This window comes from Burkholderia sp. LFS061, assembly GCF_047978125.1.
Classification (GTDB): domain Bacteria; phylum Pseudomonadota; class Gammaproteobacteria; order Burkholderiales; family Burkholderiaceae; genus Burkholderia; species Burkholderia pyrrocinia_C.
Genome location: NZ_JBFPFS010000010.1, coordinates 1 through 18,247, shown reverse-complemented (window position 1 = coordinate 18,247; position 18,247 = coordinate 1). Strand labels below are relative to the sequence as shown.

Sequence of the window (18,247 nt, the reverse complement as noted above, 5' to 3'; positions counted from 1 at the left end):
GTGTTACGCGGCGGCGAACAGTTGCTGCAGCTCGCCCGACTGGTACATCTCCATCATGATGTCCGAGCCGCCGATGAATTCGCCCTTCACGTAGAGCTGCGGGATGGTCGGCCAGTTCGAGAATTCCTTGATGCCCTGGCGGATCTCGTCGTCCTCGAGCACGTTGACCGTCTTGAACTGGTCGACGCCGCAGGCCTTCAGCACCTGCACCGCGCGGCCCGAGAAGCCGCACATCGGGAATTGCGCGTTGCCCTTCATGAAGAGCACGACCTGGTTTTCGTCGACGATTTGCTTGATACGTTGTTGGGTGTCCATGACTGACCTTGCGTTTGCGGGGCGTTAGATCGAAATGATAGCGGATTTCAACCGGGCGGGCCGGGCATCAGCCCGGCAGGCGGCCACCGGTCGTGCGTTCGATCGCAGCCAGATCGGCGAGCGAATCGACCGCGACGAAGCCGTGCGACGACAGCACCGCGCGGACTGCTTCGGCCTGGTCGTAGCCGTGCTCGATCCACAGCGTGCCGCCCGGTTTCAGGTAGGCGCCGGCGCCCGCGACGATCGTGCGGATCGCACTGAGGCCGTCGGCGTCGTCGGTAAGCGCGCCGCGCGGCTCGAAACGCAGATCGCCCTGCGCGAGGTGCGGATCGTGCTGCGCGATGTACGGCGGGTTGCTGACGATCGTGTCGAATGCGAGCGCCGGATCGAGCGCCGTGTACCAGTCGCTCTGCAGCCAGTGCAGCGGGCCGCCGGGGCGGTGCGCGTCGAGCAGCTTGCCGGCGTTGCGTTGCGCGACTGCTAGCGCGGCCGGCGAACGGTCGAGCGCCCACACGCGTGCATCGGGACGCTCGGCCGCGATCGATACGGCGATCGCGCCGCTGCCGGTGCCGAGATCGAGCACGGCCGGATGCGGCAGCCCGTCGATCGCGTCGAGCGCGGCTTCGACGAGCAGTTCGGTTTCGGGGCGCGGGATCAGCACGTCGGGCGTCACGTCGAACGGCCGGCCGAAGAATTCGCGCATCCCGACGAGCTGCGCGACCGGTTCGCCGGCCACGCGGCGCGTTTCGAGCGCGCGATAGCGTTCGACCGCGGCAGCGTCGAGCGGTGCGTCGCCACGCGTGATCAGTTGCGTGCGGGTCCAGCCGAGCGCGTGCGCGAGCAGCACGCGCGCATCGACCGCGTCGAGCGGCGACGCGCGCAGCAGTTCGTCGGTGGTGGTGTCGGGCATCGCGGCCTCAGTCGGCGTCGCCGAGCGACGCGAGCAGCTCGGCCTGGTGCTCGCTGACGAGCACGCCGATCAGTTCGTCGAGATCGCCGTCCATGATCGCCTCGAGCCGGTACAGCGTCAGGTTGATCCGGTGATCGGTCATCCGGCCTTGCGGGAAGTTGTACGTGCGGATCCGCTCCGAGCGGTCGCCGGAGCCGATCAGGCTCTTGCGCGTCGCCGCTTCCTTCGCGTGCTGCTCGTGATACTGCTTGTCCTTGATGCGCGCGGCGAGCACCTTCAGCGCGCGATCCTTGTTCTTGTGCTGCGAACGGTCGTCCTGGCACTCGACGACGATGCCGGTCGGGATGTGCGTGACGCGCACCGCCGAATCGGTCTTGTTGATGTGCTGGCCGCCCGCACCGGACGCGCGGAACGTATCGATCCGCAGGTCGGCCGGATTGATCTCGACCTCGCCGATCTCGTCGGCTTCCGGCATCACCGCGACCGTGCACGCGGACGTATGGATGCGCCCCTGCGTCTCGGTCGCCGGCACGCGCTGCACGCGATGGCCGCCCGATTCGAACTTCAGGCGCGAATACGCGCCCTGGCCCGCGATCCGCACGATCACTTCCTTGTAGCCGCCGAGATCCGACGCGCTCTCCGACATCATCTCGACCTGCCAGCGATGGCGTTCCGCGAAGCGCAGGTACATGCGCAGCAGGTCGCCCGCGAACAGCGCCGATTCGTCGCCGCCCGTGCCCGCGCGGATTTCGAGGAAGATGTTGCGATCGTCGTTCGGATCCTTCGGCAGCAGCATTTTCTGCAACTCGACCTCGAGGCGGGCCATGCTTTCTCGCGCGCCGCGGATCTCGTCCTCGGCGAAATCGCGCATCGACGGATCGGCGAGCAGCTCCTGCGCGGCCGTTTCGTCGCTGCGCGACTGGCGCCACAGCGCGTACTGCTCGACGACCGGGCCGAGTTCCGCATGTTCGCGCGTCAGCTTGCGGTACTGGTCGAGATCGGCCGTGACGTTTTCGCGGCTCAGCAGGTCGTTCAGTTCGGCCAGCCGTGTGGACAGCTGGTCGAGCTTGCGTTGCATGCTCGTCTTCATGGTGTGGAGCGGCGCTCCCGGGCAAGGGTATTCGGAAAGGATAGGCCGGCTCGCGGCCGGCGGCAGGGCGACCGGCCGGCGCTAGTGGCCGGACTGGTCGTTCGACCGCGGCGCGTGCTGGTAGAAGCCGCGCATCAGGTCGATCAGCGAATCGCGATCGGCGCCGTTCACGCGGTTGAGCGCGCTCGTCGGGCCGTGGATCAGCTTGTTGGTCAGCGCCTGCGACAGCGCTTCGAGCACGGCGGCCGGATCGTCGCCGCGCGCGAGCAGCTTCTGCGCCTTGTCGACTTCGGCACGGCGCAGCGCGTCGGCCTGCGTATGCATGTGACGAATCACGGGCACGACGCTGCGCGTGTCGAGCCATTGCATGAAATTCTGCACGCGCGTCTCGATGATCGCTTCAGCCTGCGCGACCGCCGCCTGGCGCGATGCGTTGCCTTCGCGCACGATCGCGCCGAGATCGTCGACGGTGTAGAGGAACACGTCCTTCAGCTTGCCGACTTCGGGCTCGATGTCGCGGGGCACCGCGAGGTCGACCATGAAGATCGGCCGGTGGCGGCGTGCCTTCACCGCACGCTCGACCGCGCCGAGGCCGATGATCGGCAGCGTCGACGCCGTGCACGACACGATGATGTCGAATTCCTGCATGCGGGCCGGCAGATCAGCGAGCGGCATCGCGCGGCCGTTGAAGCGTTCGGCGAGCCGTTGGCCGCGTTCGGCCGTGCGGTTCGCGACGACGAGTTCGCGCGGGCCTTGCGCGGCGAAGTGCGTCGCGCACAGCTCGATCATCTCGCCGGCGCCGATGAACAGCACGCGCTGATCCGACACCTTTTCGAAGATCCGCTGTGCGAGGCGGACCGCGGCGGCGGCCATCGACACCGATTGCGTGCCGATCTCGGTCGTGCCGCGTACTTCCTTCGCCACCGCGAACGTGCGCTGGAACAACTGGTTCAGATAGGTGCCGAGCGCGCCGGCTTCCGTCGCGGTGCGCACGGCGTCCTTCATCTGGCCCAGAATCTGCGTTTCGCCAAGCACCATCGAATCGAGGCCGGACGCGACGCGGAATGCATGGCGGACCGCTTCCGACTGCGGCAGCGCATATACGTGCGGTGCGAGCTCGTCGACCGGAACCCGGTGATACTCCGACAGCCAGCGGACCGCGCCTTCGCGTGCCGCGCGATCGTCGGTCGCGCAATACAGTTCGGTGCGGTTGCAGGTGGAGAGAATCGCCGCTTCGGGCGTATTGGGCGCCTGGGGCCCGAGAAACACGTTCTTGAACGTGACGAGAGCCGGCTTGATCTGCTCGAGCGGAAACGCCACGCGTTCGCGCAGGGCGACAGGCGCAGTGTGGTGATTGATTCCGATCGTGAGGAGTTGCATATCGAGGGCTATCGTTTAGCCCCATATTATAGCGTTTCAGCGATTTCCTCACTCGCCGCATACCGGGCATCGGCGTGGCGCGGCCGGGAATTGGGGGGCTCGATCGGCACGCGGTCGAGCTGGTAGCCATAGCCGTAGAGCGGCAACAGGCGGTAGCCATGCTCCGGAAGCAGCTGCAACTTGCTGCGCAGTCGGGACGCATGCGTATCGAGCGTGCGCGACTTCATGTCGCGGCGGCGGGACCACACCGTTTCGAGGATATGGGCGCGCGACACGGGCCGCGACAGGTTCGCGAACAGCAACTGCGCGAAGCGGAACTCCTTGGGCGTGAGGGAAACGATTGCGTTGCCGAAGCGCACAAGGCAATGCGTGGCGTCGAATGCGTATTCGCCATACATTTCGCGCGAGCGGGTCGGCGGCCGGCGCACGCCGGCGCGCCGGCTCAGCGCGTTGACGCGCGCGAGCAGTTCGGGCCCGCTCACGGGGCGCACGAGGCAATCGTCGGCGCCCGCGTGCAGGCACGATACGATTTCGCTTTCGCGCGGCAACTGCATCACGGCGATGGCCGGCAGCCCGGGCAGGATCGTCTGCGCGCGCGGTATGACTTCCTCGGCAGGCTGGTCGCCGGCCCAGTTGCCGGTGATCAGCATGTCGCAGGTGTCGGTGGCGAGCCATTCGAAGAACGCCGTGCTGGACGAAAACGCGTGGCACACATGACCGCCTGCAAAGAGCAGGCGGTTCAGGAGCGCGGCATGACGCGCCTCCGGATCGATCAGAGCGATTCGCATGAGAGTTTCTTCAATACGGCAGCCGGTGCGCGCTTGCCATAACGTCGAGTCGGCCCCTACACTCGAACGTTCGCGGCGCCCGGCTGGTCTCGGGTTCGATGGATGAATCGATGCTAGCCGCTGGCAACGTTCACGCCTATGGGACGAATCCGAATTTATAGAAGGCGTCGAATGAACTGGTTTGGAATCCTTGTCCTGGGAGCGGCCGTCGGGCTGTTCGGCCGATGGCTGCACCCGATGCGGCGCACGGGCCGGCCGGCGTGGTGGGTCGCGGTACTCGTCGGCATCGTGGGTGCGGTTGCCGCCCGCATGGCCGGCAATCTCTCGGGACTGTTTTACGATGGCGAGACGCTCGAATGGCCGGTCTGCACCGGCGTCGCGTTCCTTGCCGTAGCCGTGACGGTCGCGCTGTCGGCCCGTCGCTGAATGCTCTCAGGTGAAATCATGAATGCCCGTCTTCCCGAAGTCTCGTCGGTGCCGGCCCGCCTCGCGCTGCTGCGCGGCGCCATGGCCCGCGAGGACCTGGCCGCCTATCTCGTGCCGTCCGCCGATCCCCATCTGTCCGAATACCTGCCCGAGCGCTGGCAGGCCCGCCGCTGGCTGTCCGGCTTCACGGGCTCGGTCGGCACGCTGGTCGTGACCGCCGATTTCGCGGGGCTGTGGGTCGACAGCCGCTACTGGGTGCAGGCCGATGCCGAACTGGCCGGCACGGGCGTGCAGTTGATGAAGATGACGGGCGGGCAGCAGAGCGCGCCGCACGTCGACTGGCTCGCGCAGAACGTGGCGGCGGGCGCGACGGTCGGCGTCGACGGCGCCGTGCTCGGCGTCGCGGCCGCGCGCGGGCTGACGGCCGCGCTGAGCGCGCGCGGCATTGCGCTGCGCACCGATCTCGACCTGCTCGACGCGATCTGGCCCGAGCGGCCGGGGCTGCCCGGCGACGCGGTGTTCGAGCACGCGGTGCCGCAGGCGGACACGACGCGCGCGAGCAAGCTGGCGGAAGTGCGCCGCGCGATGCACGCGCAGGGCGCGCAGTGGCATTTCGTGTCGACGCTCGACGATCTGGCCTGGCTGTTCAACCTGCGCGGCGCCGACGTCAACTTCAATCCCGTGTTCGTTGCGCACGCAATGATCGGCGCCGATCGCGCGACACTGTTCGTCGCCGACGGCAAGGTGTCGCCGGCGCTGGCCGCGTCGCTCGCGCAGGACGGCGTCGACGTCCGTGCATACGATGCCGCGCGCGCATCGCTCGCGGCATTGCCCGACGGTGCGACGCTGCTGGTCGACCCGCGCCGCGTGACGTTCGGCACGCTCGAGGCCGTGCCGGCCGGCGTGAAGCTCGTCGAGGCCGTGAATCCGTCGACGTTCGCGAAGTCGCGCAAGACGTCCGCCGAGATCGAGCACGTGCGCGTGACGATGGAGCACGACGGCGCCGCGCTCGCGGAATTCTTCGCCTGGTTCGAGCAGGCAGTGAATCGCGAGACGATCACCGAGCTGACGATCGAGGAGAAACTCACGGCCGCGCGCGCACGGCGCCCCGGCTATGTGTCGCCGAGCTTCGCGACGATCGCCGGCTTCAACGCGAACGGCGCGATGCCGCACTATCACGCCACGCCCGAGTCGCACGCGACGATCGCCGGCGACGGCCTGCTGCTGATCGATTCGGGCGGCCAGTACGTGACGGGCACGACCGACATCACGCGCGTCGTGCCGGTCGGCACCGTCGGCGACCTGCAGCGGCGCGATTTCACGATCGTGCTGAAATCGATGATGGCGCTGTCGCGCGCACGCTTCCCGCGCGGCATCCGCTCGCCGATGCTCGACGCGATCGCGCGCGCGCCGATGTGGGCGGCCGGGCTCGACTACGGCCACGGCACGGGGCATGGCGTCGGCTATTTCCTGAACGTGCACGAGGGCCCGCAGGTCATCTCGCACTACGCGCCGGCCGAGCCGTACACGGCGATGGAAGAGGGGATGATCACGTCGATCGAGCCGGGCGTGTACCGCCCCGGCCAGTGGGGCATCCGGATCGAGAACCTGGTCGTGAACCGCGCGGCCGGGAAGACCGAGTTCGGCGATTTCCTCGCGTTCGAGACGCTGACGCTGTGCCCGATCGACACGCGCTGCGTGCTGATCGAGATGCTGCACGACGAAGAGCGCGCGTGGCTGAACACGTATCACGCGACGGTGCGCGAGCGCGTCGGCCGGCACCTGAGCGGCGACGCGAAGGCATGGCTCGACGCGCGCACGCAGCCGATCTGACGCGGCGTGCGATAACGGCCGGACGACGGCCGAACCACAACAGCGAGGGTAAAACATGGCGGACACCGCAGTGATCGTGGTCGACATGCAGCGCGGGCTGGTGGAGCGGGCACAGCCCGCGTACCGGCTCGACGACGTGGTGTCGGGCATCAACCGGTTGACGGCGGCGGCACGCGCGGCGAATGCGCCCGTGTGCTTCGTGCAGCACGACGGCGACGCGGACGACGACATCGTGCCCGGCACGCCGGGCTGGGAGCTGCATGCGGGGCTGGTCGTCGGGAGCGACGACTGGCGCGTGCGCAAGCAGGTGAGCGACTCGTTCCACGACACGCCGCTCGCGGCGCAGCTCGACCGCCACGGCATCCGTTCGGTGCTGATCTGCGGCTATGCGACCGAGTTCTGCGTCGATTCGGCCGCGCGCCGTGCGGCACTGCTCGGCTACCGGACGACCGTCGTGTCCGACCTGCATACGACGAACGAGCGTGCGCACCTGTCGGCCGCGCAGATCGTCGCGCATCATCACTTCGTCTGGGCAAACAATTCGCTGTCGGGCAACGCGGTCACGCCGCGTCCTCTCGCCGACGTGCTCGCCGCGGAGTTCGCATGACGATCAAGGCCGTGGTGTTCGATTTCGGCGGCGTGCTGATCGACTGGAGCCCCGACTACCTTTACCGGCAACTGATTCCCGACGAGGACGAGCGACGCTGGTTCCTCACGCATGTCTGCGCGATGGACTGGGTGATTCGCCAGGACGGCGGGCAGACGATCGAGGAAGGTACGGCCGAGCTCGTCGCGAAGTTTCCGGAGCACGACGCGCTGATCCGCGCGTTCTACGCACGCTGGCACGAGATGATCGGCGGCGTGCTCGACGAAGGCGCCGCGCTCGTCGACCGGCTCGACGCGCAGGGGATGCCGCTGTTCGGGCTGACGAACTGGTCCGCGCAGACGTTTCCGTATGCGTGGGACAACTTCCCGGTCCTGCGGCGCTTCAAGGACATCGTCGTGTCGGGCCGCGTGAAGCTCGTGAAACCCGATCCGGCGATCTACCGCGAGATGCACGCGCGGATCGATCCGCACCTGCCGGGCATCGCGCCGCACGAGCTCGTGTTCATCGACGACAACGCGAAGAATGCCGCGGCCGCGACGGCGCTCGGCTGGCACGGCATTCATCACACGAGTGCGGCGCAGACCGAGGCGCGGTTGCGCGAGCTGGGCGCGCTCGCGTAGGCGGCGGGCGAGCGCCTGGCAGATAAAAAAAGCGGGCCACGGGCCCGCTTTGTCGTTTTGCCTCCTGGAGCGGCCACCTACGGCATCCGGCCCCGCGTTGCCGCAGTGCCGGGCCCCCGGGGCCGCGCCGGTCAGCGGCTGATCGGCTTGTAGCGCAGCCGGTGCGGCTTCGCGGCTTCCTCGCCGAGGCGCGCGCGCTTGTCGGCTTCGTACTCCTGGTAGTTGCCGTCGAAGAACGTCACCTGCGAATCGCCTTCGAACGCGAGGATGTGCGTCGCGATCCGGTCGAGGAACCAGCGATCGTGCGAGATCACCATCACCGAGCCCGCGAATTCGAGCAGCGCGTCTTCCAGCGCGCGCAGCGTTTCGACGTCGAGGTCGTTCGACGGTTCGTCGAGCAGCAGCACGTTGCCGCCCGAGATCAGCGTCTTCGCGAGGTGCAGGCGACCGCGTTCGCCGCCGGACAGGTTGCCGACGATCTTCTGCTGGTCGCCGCCCTTGAAGTTGAAGCGGCCGATGTACGCGCGCGACGGCGTCTCGTACTTGCCGACCGTCAGCACGTCGGCGCCGCCCGAGATTTCCTCGAACACCGTCTTCGAGCCGTCGAGCGCATCGCGGCTCTGGTCGACATATGCGAGCTTCACCGTCGGGCCCATCACGACCTCGCCCGAATCCGGCTGCTCCTTGCCCGTCAGCATCCGGAACAGTGTCGACTTGCCGGCGCCGTTCGGGCCGATGATGCCGACGATCGCACCGGCCGGGATCTTCAGGTTCAGGTTGTCGATCAGCAGGCGGTCGCCGAACGCCTTGCTGACGTTCTTGAACTCGATCACTTCATTGCCGAGGCGGTCGCCGACCGGAATGAAGATTTCCTGCGTTTCGTTGCGCTTCTGGTATTCCTGGCTGTTCAGTTCCTCGAAGCGAGCGATACGTGCCTTCGACTTCGCCTGACGGCCCTTCGGGTTCTGGCGCACCCACTCCAGTTCCTTCTTGATCGCCTTCTGGCGAGCCGATTCCGACGCTTCTTCCTGCTTCAGGCGCTCTTCCTTCTGGTCGAGCCAGCTGCTGTAGTTGCCCTTCCACGGAATGCCGTGGCCGCGGTCGAGTTCGAGAATCCACTCGGCCGCGTTGTCGAGGAAGTAGCGATCGTGCGTGACGGCGACGACGGTGCCCGGGAAACGCACCAGGAACTGTTCGAGCCAGTCGACCGATTCGGCGTCGAGGTGGTTGGTCGGTTCGTCGAGCAGCAGCATGTCGGGCTTTTCGAGCAGCAGCTTGCACAGCGCGACGCGGCGCTTTTCGCCGCCCGACAGGTGCTCGATCTTCGCGTCCCACGCCGGCAGGCGCAGCGCGTCGGCGGCCACTTCGAGCTGCTGCTCGGGGCTGCCGCCGTCGCTCGACGCGAGGATCGCCTCGTACTTCGCCTGTTCGGCCGCGAGCGCGTCGAAGTCGGCGTCCGGCTCGGCATACGCCGCGTAGATATCTTCGAGCTTCTTGTTGGCCTGGAACAGGTCGCCGAGGCCTTCCTCGACGGCTTCGCGCACCGTCTTCGTCGGATCGAGCTGCGGTTCCTGCGGCAGGTAGCCGATGTTCAGGTTCGGCATCGGCGTCGCTTCGCCTTCGATGTCCTTGTCGACGCCCGCCATGATGCGGATCAGCGTCGACTTGCCCGAGCCGTTCAGGCCGAGCACGCCGATCTTCGCGCCGGGAAAGAACGACAGCGAGATGTCCTTCAGGATCTGGCGCTTGGGCGGCACGATCTTGCCGACCCGGTTCATCGTGAAAACGTATTGGGCCATTTGGGTGTGAAAGTCAGAAGTTGAGACGGCCGCGCAGCGCGCTGGCATGGCGGCGTCGGGTGATTCGGTACGGAGCGTGCCGCGCAAGGCGCGGCGGCGTCGCCGTGTGGCGGCGGCGCGAGCGGCTATTGTACTTCGCCGCCGGGTGTCGCTGGCACGACGCAGGCATTCTGGCGCGCGGCGTTCATAGCCACGCGGCGCCGCCGCCGTGCCCCGAGCACGTGCCGCGCCGGTGGCGGCTGAAGCTGTACGTGCCGTCGCGGCAGCGCGCGCTCGCGCCGTCGGGCACGCGGCCCGATTTCGAATGTGCGGGCGCATGCACGGTTTCGCCGTCGCGGTTGCGATACGTGTCGTGACGGTCGAGATCGGCTTCGTTGCCGTAGCCGGGCGGTGCGCGGTACGCATATGCGGAAGGAGGCTGGGCGGCGCACGCGACGAAGAGCGCGATCGACAGCGTCGCAACGTGCGTCGCGCGGCGGAGCACGGCAGGCATGGTCTCTCTCGGTCTGTTGTTATCGATGTCGGGCCGATGGCCCGCGCCGCATGTTAGCCGATCGGCCAGGGGAGGGCGCCGGCGCCTCGCGGTGGAGCGACGTCAAGCCGCGCCGGACATCGACGCCGCGCCGTCGGCCTGCGCGGCGTCGAGAATCCACCGGCGGAACGCGGCGACCTTCGGCCGTTCCGCGTGATGCGGCGGATAGACGAGGTAGTACGCGAAATCGTCGAGCCACGCGACGTCGGCGAGCTGCACAAGCCGGCCGCTTTCGAGCTCGCCGCGCACCATCGCGGCCGGCAGCAGCCCGGCGCCCTGGCCGGCGACGATCGCCTGCAGCAACAGGCCGGAGTCGTCGAACGCGGGGCCGCGGGGCGGGCCGAAATCGTCGATACGCTGCGCGCCGAACCAGATGTGCCAGCCCTTGCGCTCGGCATCGTGCAGGTGCGGCCAGCCGACGAGATCGGCCGGTGTCGCCGGCATGCCGAGCCGCGCGACGAGTTCGGGCGACGCGAGCGCGACGATTTCCACCGTCAGCAGGCGCTCGCTGCACAGCCCGATGTAGCGCCCGAGGCCGTGACGGATCGCGACGTCGACGCCGTCGCGCGCGAAATCGGCGAGTGCATGGCTCGTGACGATCTGCAGGTCGACGTCCGGGCACGCGTGCCGGAACTGCGCGAGGCGCGGCACGAGCCACGCGGACGCGAAGAACGGCGTGACGCTTACCGTCAGCACGCCGCTGTCGGCGGCGCCCGACACGCGCTGCGACGCATCGGCGATCTGCCGGAACGCATTGCGCACCGGCGGCAGGTAGTCGCGGCCGGCGGCCGTCAGCAGGATGCCGCGGTTGACGCGCTCGAACAGCTGCACGCCGAGATGCGTCTCGAGCGTGCGGATCATCTGGCTCACCGCGCCGGGCGTGACCGACAACTCCTCGGCCGCCGACTTCACCGACAGGTGGCGGGCGGCCGCTTCGAATGCACGCAGCGCGTTGAGCGGCGGCAGGCGGGAACGATTCATTCAGATTTTCTAAAGCGAAAGGCCGACGAAATATCGTTTGAGGCGATGCGTACGCGCGAGTACCGTTGTCGCATCGGGTCGCATTCTTCAGGGCTGCCTTGCGGCGGCCGATGCGATCAACATAGATCAACTATATCCATGAGGCAATCCGGATGCCGCGCGGCGTCCGAAGGGACCTGAGAGGAGCATCGTCATGAACCGCCCGGGCGCATCGCGCCACTTCTACGGCTGGTACGTGGTCGCGGCCGCGTTCGCCGTCACGTTCGTCGGGTTCGGCAGCGCGTATACGTTCAGCGCGTTTGTCGAGTCGCTGCAGCGCGATTTCGCCGCATCGCGCGGGCAGATCTCGCTCGTGTTCTCGCTCGCCGGCTTCCTGTATTTCGGCTTCGGTATCGTCAGCGGGCCGCTGGCGGATCGCTTCGGCTCGCGGCGGCTCGCCGTCGCCGGCATGCTGCTGACGGGGGCCGGGCTCGCCGCCGCCGGCGCCGCGCACACGCTGCTGCAGGTCTATGTCGCGTACGGGCTCGGTGTCGGTCTCGGCGTCGGCTGCGCCTATGTGCCAGCCGTCGGCGCGGTGCAGCGCTGGTTCGTCCGCCGGCGCGGCTTCGCGTCGGGGCTCGCGGTCGCGGGGATCGGCGTCGGCACGCTCGTGATGCCGCCGCTCGCGTCCGCGCTGATCGCGCATGTCGGCTGGCGCGGGGCTTATTTCACGCTGGCAGCGCTCGCGGTGATCCTGGGGGCAGGCATGTCGCTGCTGATCGAGAACGATCCGCGCGGGCACGGGTTGTTGCCGGATGGCGATGCGGCCGGCGACGGCGGCCGGAATACCAGTGCTTCCGTAGCCGCCACGACCGTGCACGCTGGCGCGACGGTGCGCGAGGCCGTCACGTCGCGGCCGTTCGCGAGCCTCTACGCCGCCTGTCTCGTATGCTCGTTCGGCGTATTCGTCCCGTTCGTCCACCTCGTGCCGTACGCGCTCGATCATGGCATCGCGCCGTCGACGGCCGTGCTGCTGCTCGGTGCGATCGGCGTCGGCAGCACGGCCGGCCGCTTTTTCCTCGGCGGCCTTGCCGACCGCTTCGGCCGCCGCGCATCGCTGCTCGCGATGTTCGCGGGCATGGCCGTCGCACTCGTTGCGTGGGCGGGCACCGGCACCGTTGCGACGCTTGCCGCGTTCGCACTCGTGTTCGGCGTGTTCTACGGCGGTTGGGTCGCCGTGTTGCCGGCGGTCGTGATGGACTATTTCGGCGGCCGCAACGTGAGCGCGATCATCGGCATCCTGTACACGAGCGTCGCGTTCGGCACGCTGATCGGGCCGGCCGCCGCCGGCTTCATCTACGACGCGGGGGGCGGCTATCTCGTGCCGATCCTCGCGAGCGCCGTCGCCAATGCGATCGCGTTCGCCATCGTCGCGACCACCGGACGTGCGCCGGTGTCCGCGCGCGCGGCCGGCGGATAGCGCACGCCGCTGGGCGTGCCGCGCGATTTCCGATAGGGTGGCCGGACCGTCAACCGTCGACCAACGGTCGGGGAGGCATCGTGACATTCGACGAAGTCCGGCAGATCGCGCTGGCGTGGCGCGGCGTCGAGGAAGGCACGTCGTACGGCACGCCCGCGCTCAAGGTGAAGGGCAAGCTGCTCGCGCGGCTGCGCGAGGACGGCGACACGCTCGTCGTCAAGGGCGTCGGCTCCGACGAGCGCGCGTGGCTGATCGAATCGGAACCCGACGTGTATTACGTGACCGATCACTACGCGGGCTGGCCGATCGTGCTGGTGCGCCTGTCGGCCGCGCATCCCGACGCCGTGAAAAACCTGCTTCTGCGAGAATGGCACGCCATCGTGCCTGCCAAATGGCGGGACGAAGCCGCGCACGGCGGGAACTGAGCGTCCGGCGCGCCACACTGCCGGATTGCCTTTGACGGAAGCGCCCTGACGGCGCGCGAGCTGGCGCCGATCGGACCACTTGTTGCATCGGTTCGCATCGATGCAACAAGTGGTCCCATCGAAATTCTTCAATTGGTTCTTAGTGAAGAACCGTTTGATGCTTACACTCCTTCGCTTCGAAGGCGGCTGACGAAAGCCGACGGAACGGGCGCACGCGATGCGCCGGCGCCTCGTGCGCCGCATCGCCCACGCAGCTTCGCAGACTGCGCGGCGCGTCCCGCCGGAACGGCCCCGATCCGGCCTCGGGCCTGCATGCGATGCAGGCGCCGTGCCCGGCCCGGCTCAAGAACGACAACTCCCCGCGCCGCCTTTACGCGACACCCGGTCGTACCGGAACCGTTTTTTGGAGAGAGACAGATGAGTGGAAGCAACACAGGCCTCGGCACGGGCCTGAAGCAGCGTCACGTGACGATGATGTCGATTGCCGGCGTCATCGGCGCCGGTTTGTTCGTCGGCTCCGGCCACGCGATCGCGGAAGCCGGTCCGGCGTCGATACTCGCGTATGCGATCGCGGGCGTGCTGGTCGTCCTTGTGATGCGCATGCTCGGCGAGATGGCCGTCGCGCATCCGGACAGCGGGTCGTTCTCGACCTATGCCGATCGCGCGATCGGCCACTGGGCCGGCTTCACGATCGGCTGGCTGTACTGGTGGTTCTGGGTGCTCGTGATCCCGATCGAGGCGACGGCTGCGGCAACCATCCTCAATGCATGGTTCCCGGGCATCGCGACCTGGATCTTCGCGCTCGGCATCACGCTGCTGCTCACCGTCACCAACCTCTTTTCCGTCAAGAACTACGGTGAATTCGAGTTCTGGTTCGCGCTGATCAAGGTCGTCGCGATCGTCGTGTTCCTGTGCATCGGCGGCGCGGCGATCGTCGGGATCATTCCGGCGCCGGCCGTATCGGGCGTGTCGAACCTGTTTGCGCATCAGGGCTTCATGCCGAACGGTGCCGGTGCGGTGCTGGCGGCGATGCTGACGACGATGTTCTCGTTCCTCGGCACCGAGATCGTGACGATCGCGGCCGCCGAATCGGACAACCCGCAGCGCCAGATCGTGCGTGCGACCAACTCGGTGATCTGGCGCATCACGCTGTTCTATCTCGGCTCGATTCTCGTCGTCGCGGCCATCGTGCCGTGGAACGACCCGCTGCTGCCGAAGCACGGCTCGTATCAGCGCGCGATGGAGCTGATCGGCATCCCGAATGCGAAGGCGATCATCGACGTGATCGTGCTCGTATCGGTCGCGAGCTGCCTGAATTCGGCGCTGTACACGGCGTCGCGGATGCTGTTCTCGCTGTCGAAGCGCAAGGACGCGCCTGCGTTCCTGCATCGCACCGATTCGACCGGCACGCCGCGTGCGGCCGTGCTCGCGTCGACGGCATTCGGCTTCGTGACCGTGATCGCGAACTACCTGATGCCGGAGCAGGTGTTCGGCTTCCTGCTCGCGACGTCGGGCGCGATCGCGCTGCTCGTGTATCTCGTGATCGCGATCTCGCAGCTGCGGATGCGCAAGACGCTCGAATCGGGCGGCGCCGACCTGACGCTGCGGATGTGGATGTTCCCGTGGCTCACGTGGGCCGTGATCCTGTTCATCTGCGGCACGCTGACCGTGATGTTCGTGAGCGAGGAGCACCGGATGGAAGTCGGTGCGACGGCCGTGCTGGCGTTGATCGTGCTGTTTGCGTCGTGGCTGAACAAGCGCGGTCCGACGACGGGGGCGGAAAAGGCGAAAGGTGTTCCACAGCCGCGCTGATTCACAGCCTGATCGATGATGAAAAAGCCCGCGTGATGCGGGCTTTTTCATTGGTGCCGCCACACGCAGCCGTCGGTCGTCAGCTGCGGATGTTAGGTTATCGAATGATTTGTTCTAAATTTGTAATATTTGTATCATTTACCTAACATACGTTTTCCGCATCCGGGCCTCGGGCTGAGGTGCGGGGCAGGCACGCCGGTGTATTGGACGCGCCGGCGATTTGATTCCTGACACGACCTCCGCGATTCCCGGATGGGGCGTGGCCTGACATAACGATTCATACCAACAGGACGAAGGGCATCATGAAAATACTGAAAATGCTGGGTATCGGGGCGGGGCTGGCATCGCTGCTGGCATCCGGGTTCACCCATGCGGACGAGCAAGGCTATGTGCTTGGCGGAGCTGTCTGGAAGCAGCCACGCATACCGGTTTGCTGGATCAATCCGACTGCGTCGGACGCCAGCGAGCGGGCATGGGTTCAGCGGGCAGTGGAACGGACGTGGGCACGCAGCTCGCAGGCGTATTTCACAGGCTGGGGCCAATGTCCTTCGGGCAACGCAGGGGATGCGATCCGCATTCGGATTGCCGATGTCGGGCCGTACGCAAGCGCGCTGGGCAAGTTCATCGTCAACTCCGAAACGGGGATGGCGCTGAACTTCACGTTCCAGAACTGGAGTCCGGCCTGCCGGGCCTCCGATGCGTCGCGCAGACAGTGCATCGAATCCATCGCGGTCCATGAATTCGGTCATGCACTGGGGTTCGCGCACGAACAGAATCGCCCGGATACGCCGACGGCCACCTGCAAGGACAGCCCGCAAGGCTCCAATGGCGACATCATAATCGGTGCATGGGATCTGAACTCAGTGATGAATTACTGCAATCCGACCTATAACGGCGCAGGCGCACTGAGCAGCACGGATATCCAGACCGTGCAGACGTTCTACAAGGCGCCGTTGCGGGACGACAATTTTGCGTTCGACGCCGATTTTTACTTGTCCCATTATCCCGACCTGCGGAACGCTTTCGGTGCGGATCATCAGGCTGCGCTGAATCACTGGAAGACCGACGGTATCAAGGAAGGACGGCGGGCTTCCCGCGAGTTCGACGTGACTTACTATCTGAACCGGTATCCCGATCTGTACCAAGTGTTCCGCAACGACTATGCATCCGCGCTGAATCACTGGATCACATTTGGCATCAAGGAGGGGCGTCAGGGCTCGAGGGAAGTCGATGTCCAGTATTACCTTGCGAAGTACGAGGATCTGCGCAAGGTGTACGGGAGCGACTATCGTGCCGCGCTGGGACACTGGATCCGGAACGGGTTCTACGAGCAACGTCAGGCGTCGCTCGAATTTGGGCTGGTGAATTACTTCAACCGTTATCCGGATCTGCGCGACGCATTCAAGTATACAAACTCGTTCAACACCTATGCGAACGACGGCACGCTCGGCTTCAATCACTGGATCGAATACGGCGTCACGGAAGGGCGGAACGGCAGGTGATGCGGGCGGATGCACTGACTCCGGCTGTCTCGAGCTGTGTGTCCGCCTCGCCTGGGTCAAACGAACAGGTTAAAAAAAGCCCGCGTTTAGCGGGCTTTTTTGTTGCAAGCGGTGCAGCAGGAATGCGTCAGACGTTGAACAGGAAGTTCATCACATCCCCGTCGTGCACGACATATTCCTTCCCTTCCGCGCGCATCTTGCCGGCTTCCTTCGCGCCCTGTTCGCCCTTGTACGTGATGAAATCGTCGAACGCGATCGTCTGCGCGCGGATGAAGCCGCGCTCGAAGTCGGTATGGATCACGCCGGCCGCCTGCGGCGCCGTGTCGCCGGTATGGATCGTCCACGCGCGCACTTCCTTCACGCCCGCGGTGAAGTAGGTCTGCAGGCCGAGCAGCTTGAAGCCCGCGCGGATCACGCGGTCGAGGCCCGGCTCTTCCATGCCCATGTCGGCGAGGAACGCTTCCTTGTCCGCGTCGTCGAGATCCGCGATTTCCGCCTCGATTGCCGCGCATACGGCGACCACCGGCGCATTCTCGCTTTCCGCGTACTTGCGCACCGCATCGAGGTGCGGATTGTTCTCGAAGCCGTCGTCCTTCACGTTGGCGACGTACATCGCCGGCTTCGCGGTGATCAGGCAGAACGGCTTGAGCAGTGCCTCTTCGTCGTCCGACAGCGCGAGGCCGCGCACGGCCTTGCCCTGGTCGAGCTGCGCGTGCACCTTGTCGAGCACCGCGACGAGCTTGGCCGCTTCTTTGTCGTTGCCCGACTTCGCGGCCTTCGAATAGCGCGTGAGCGCCTTCTCGACGGTGCCGAGGTCGGCGAGCGCGAGTTCGGTGTTGATCACCTCGATGTCGTCGATCGGGCTGACCTTGCCGGCGACGTGGATGACGTTCTCGTCCTCGAAGCAGCGCACGACGTGCGTGATCGCATCGGTTTCGCGGATGTTAGCGAGGAACTGGTTGCCGAGGCCTTCACCCTTGCTCGCACCCGCGACGAGGCCCGCGATGTCGACGAATTCGACGACGGCCGGTACGACACGCTCCGGCTTGACGATCTCGGAGAGTGCCTTCAGGCGCGTATCGGGCACTTCGACGATGCCGACGTTCGGCTCGATCGTGCAGAACGGGTAGTTCTCGGCGGCGATGCCGGCCTTGGTCAGCGCATTGAACAGGGTGGACTTGCCGACGTTGGGCAAGCCGACGATGCCGCATTTGAGGCTCATGGAATCCTTCGGAAATTCAGTAGGTTACGGCTGTCCCGTGAGTTGCCTCAAGCGCTCCTGTAGGGGCATGCGTAGCAACCGCTGGACGAATCCGGGGACGGGACAAAGGACAGAAATCTGGGCGTTACGCCAACGATTTTGTACGAGTTTTGCCCACGAAAATGTCAATTGTAACGCTTTCGGACGTGCTTCTAGGGAGGCAGGCGGGTAAGCCTGGGACCATCTTGAGGGACAAAGTTTTGTGCGGCCTGTGCGTCCGAGTCGGGCGGCGGGTGCAGACCTTCTGCGTGGCGACCAGTGTTCGAGGGCAGCAGGTCAGGGTGACGCTGGGGCGGTGGCCTTTGATTACTGTCGCCGAGGCCCGTGAGTTGGCTCTTCCGATTCTTCGCAAGTGCCGTGCTGGTGAATACTCGGCAGCAGCGGTACGGGTCCAATTGAACCGCACCGGATTTTGTGGAGGCTCGTATTCTTGAGAGAATCGAGTCATGAACAAGAAGGCAAGCAAATTTTCCCCGGAAGTGCGGGAGCGCGCGGTGCGTCTGGTAC

At 66.3% G+C, this 18,247-nt stretch carries 18 protein-coding genes; 9 read left to right on the top strand and 9 right to left on the bottom strand.

Translation table 11 applies throughout. From position 1 onward, the window contains the following. Positions 1 to 3: 3 nt before the first annotated feature. The 5 genes from grxD to ACNQQL_RS11770 form a co-directional block, all read right to left on the bottom strand. Positions 4 to 315, bottom strand: a complete 312-nt coding sequence (grxD, locus tag ACNQQL_RS11790; protein WP_011883132.1) for a Grx4 family monothiol glutaredoxin — start codon at positions 313 to 315, stop codon at positions 4 to 6. A gap of 67 nt (positions 316 to 382) precedes the next feature. After that, positions 383 to 1,225, bottom strand: a complete 843-nt coding sequence (gene prmC, locus ACNQQL_RS11785; protein WP_347064235.1) for a peptide chain release factor N(5)-glutamine methyltransferase — start codon at positions 1,223 to 1,225, stop codon at positions 383 to 385. Between the two features lie 7 nt (positions 1,226 to 1,232). Next, entirely contained in the window at positions 1,233 to 2,315 is a 1,083-nt protein-coding gene (prfA, locus tag ACNQQL_RS11780; protein ID WP_072443009.1) for a peptide chain release factor 1, read from the bottom strand. A gap of 81 nt (positions 2,316 to 2,396) precedes the next feature. Beyond that, positions 2,397 to 3,695, bottom strand: coding sequence for a glutamyl-tRNA reductase (hemA, locus tag ACNQQL_RS11775; protein WP_347064234.1), 1,299 nt, complete (start codon positions 3,693 to 3,695; stop codon positions 2,397 to 2,399). A 26-nt stretch (positions 3,696 to 3,721) separates the two neighbouring features. Further along, positions 3,722 to 4,483 (bottom strand): response regulator transcription factor, encoded by a 762-nt coding sequence (locus ACNQQL_RS11770; protein ID WP_347064233.1) that lies wholly within the window; start codon positions 4,481 to 4,483, stop codon positions 3,722 to 3,724. A 171-nt stretch (positions 4,484 to 4,654) separates the two neighbouring features. Here ACNQQL_RS11770 and ACNQQL_RS11765 point away from each other — a divergent pair, with 171 nt between their 5' ends. Genes ACNQQL_RS11765 through ACNQQL_RS11750 form a run of 4 tightly spaced genes read left to right on the top strand, consistent with a single transcriptional unit; the run spans position 4,655 to position 7,969 of the window. After that, the gene (locus ACNQQL_RS11765; protein ID WP_347064232.1) at positions 4,655 to 4,909 is read left to right on the top strand and encodes a hypothetical protein; all 255 of its coding nucleotides are present in this window, start codon (positions 4,655 to 4,657) and stop codon (positions 4,907 to 4,909) included. A gap of 18 nt (positions 4,910 to 4,927) precedes the next feature. Beyond that, complete coding sequence (locus ACNQQL_RS11760) at positions 4,928 to 6,742, top strand: aminopeptidase P family protein (protein ID WP_347064231.1); 1,815 nt, start codon at positions 4,928 to 4,930, stop codon at positions 6,740 to 6,742. 55 nt (positions 6,743 to 6,797) lie between these two features. After that, on the top strand, positions 6,798 to 7,349 hold the full coding sequence (locus ACNQQL_RS11755) for a cysteine hydrolase family protein (protein ID WP_072443018.1): 552 nt from the start codon (positions 6,798 to 6,800) through the stop codon (positions 7,347 to 7,349). Next, positions 7,346 to 7,969, top strand: coding sequence for an HAD-IA family hydrolase (locus ACNQQL_RS11750; protein ID WP_347064230.1), 624 nt, complete (start codon positions 7,346 to 7,348; stop codon positions 7,967 to 7,969). Before ACNQQL_RS11755 ends, ACNQQL_RS11750 begins: the two co-directional genes overlap by 4 nt. Before the next feature lie 131 nt (positions 7,970 to 8,100). Here ACNQQL_RS11750 and ettA read toward each other — a convergent pair whose 3' ends face one another. The 3 genes from ettA to gcvA form a co-directional block, all read right to left on the bottom strand. Then, complete coding sequence (gene ettA / locus ACNQQL_RS11745; protein ID WP_347064229.1) at positions 8,101 to 9,768, bottom strand: energy-dependent translational throttle protein EttA; 1,668 nt, start codon at positions 9,766 to 9,768, stop codon at positions 8,101 to 8,103. A 184-nt stretch (positions 9,769 to 9,952) separates the two neighbouring features. Next, positions 9,953 to 10,261: a DUF3761 domain-containing protein gene (locus ACNQQL_RS11740; RefSeq protein WP_347064228.1), complete on the bottom strand. Its 309-nt coding sequence runs from the start codon at positions 10,259 to 10,261 to the stop codon at positions 9,953 to 9,955. Positions 10,262 to 10,363: 102 nt separating this feature from the next. Beyond that, positions 10,364 to 11,281, bottom strand: coding sequence for a transcriptional regulator GcvA (gene gcvA, locus ACNQQL_RS11735; RefSeq protein ID WP_174417279.1), 918 nt, complete (start codon positions 11,279 to 11,281; stop codon positions 10,364 to 10,366). Positions 11,282 to 11,474: 193 nt separating this feature from the next. On the opposite strand from gcvA, the gene ACNQQL_RS11730 reads away from it, so the two are divergent. The 4 genes from ACNQQL_RS11730 to ACNQQL_RS11715 all read left to right on the top strand — a co-directional run bounded on the left by ACNQQL_RS11730 (position 11,475) and on the right by ACNQQL_RS11715 (position 16,479). Then, the gene (locus ACNQQL_RS11730) at positions 11,475 to 12,740 is read left to right on the top strand and encodes an MFS transporter (RefSeq protein WP_347064227.1); all 1,266 of its coding nucleotides are present in this window, start codon (positions 11,475 to 11,477) and stop codon (positions 12,738 to 12,740) included. Positions 12,741 to 12,820: 80 nt separating this feature from the next. After that, entirely contained in the window at positions 12,821 to 13,165 is a 345-nt protein-coding gene (locus ACNQQL_RS11725) for an MmcQ/YjbR family DNA-binding protein (protein WP_347064226.1), read from the top strand. Positions 13,166 to 13,582: 417 nt separating this feature from the next. Next, the gene (gene gabP / locus ACNQQL_RS11720) at positions 13,583 to 14,977 is read left to right on the top strand and encodes a GABA permease (protein ID WP_347064225.1); all 1,395 of its coding nucleotides are present in this window, start codon (positions 13,583 to 13,585) and stop codon (positions 14,975 to 14,977) included. Between the two features lie 302 nt (positions 14,978 to 15,279). Next, positions 15,280 to 16,479: a M12 family metallopeptidase gene (locus ACNQQL_RS11715; RefSeq protein ID WP_347064224.1), complete on the top strand. Its 1,200-nt coding sequence runs from the start codon at positions 15,280 to 15,282 to the stop codon at positions 16,477 to 16,479. A 127-nt stretch (positions 16,480 to 16,606) separates the two neighbouring features. Here the strand turns inward: ACNQQL_RS11715 and ychF are convergent, their stop codons facing one another. Further along, a complete protein-coding gene (ychF, locus tag ACNQQL_RS11710; protein WP_347064223.1) occupies positions 16,607 to 17,701 on the bottom strand; it encodes a redox-regulated ATPase YchF in 1,095 nt (364 codons plus the stop codon). Positions 17,702 to 17,862: 161 nt separating this feature from the next. On the opposite strand from ychF, the gene ACNQQL_RS11705 reads away from it, so the two are divergent. Beyond that, positions 17,863 to 18,174: an integrase arm-type DNA-binding domain-containing protein gene (locus ACNQQL_RS11705; RefSeq protein ID WP_416392605.1), complete on the top strand. Its 312-nt coding sequence runs from the start codon at positions 17,863 to 17,865 to the stop codon at positions 18,172 to 18,174. Positions 18,175 to 18,247: the final 73 nt, after the last annotated feature.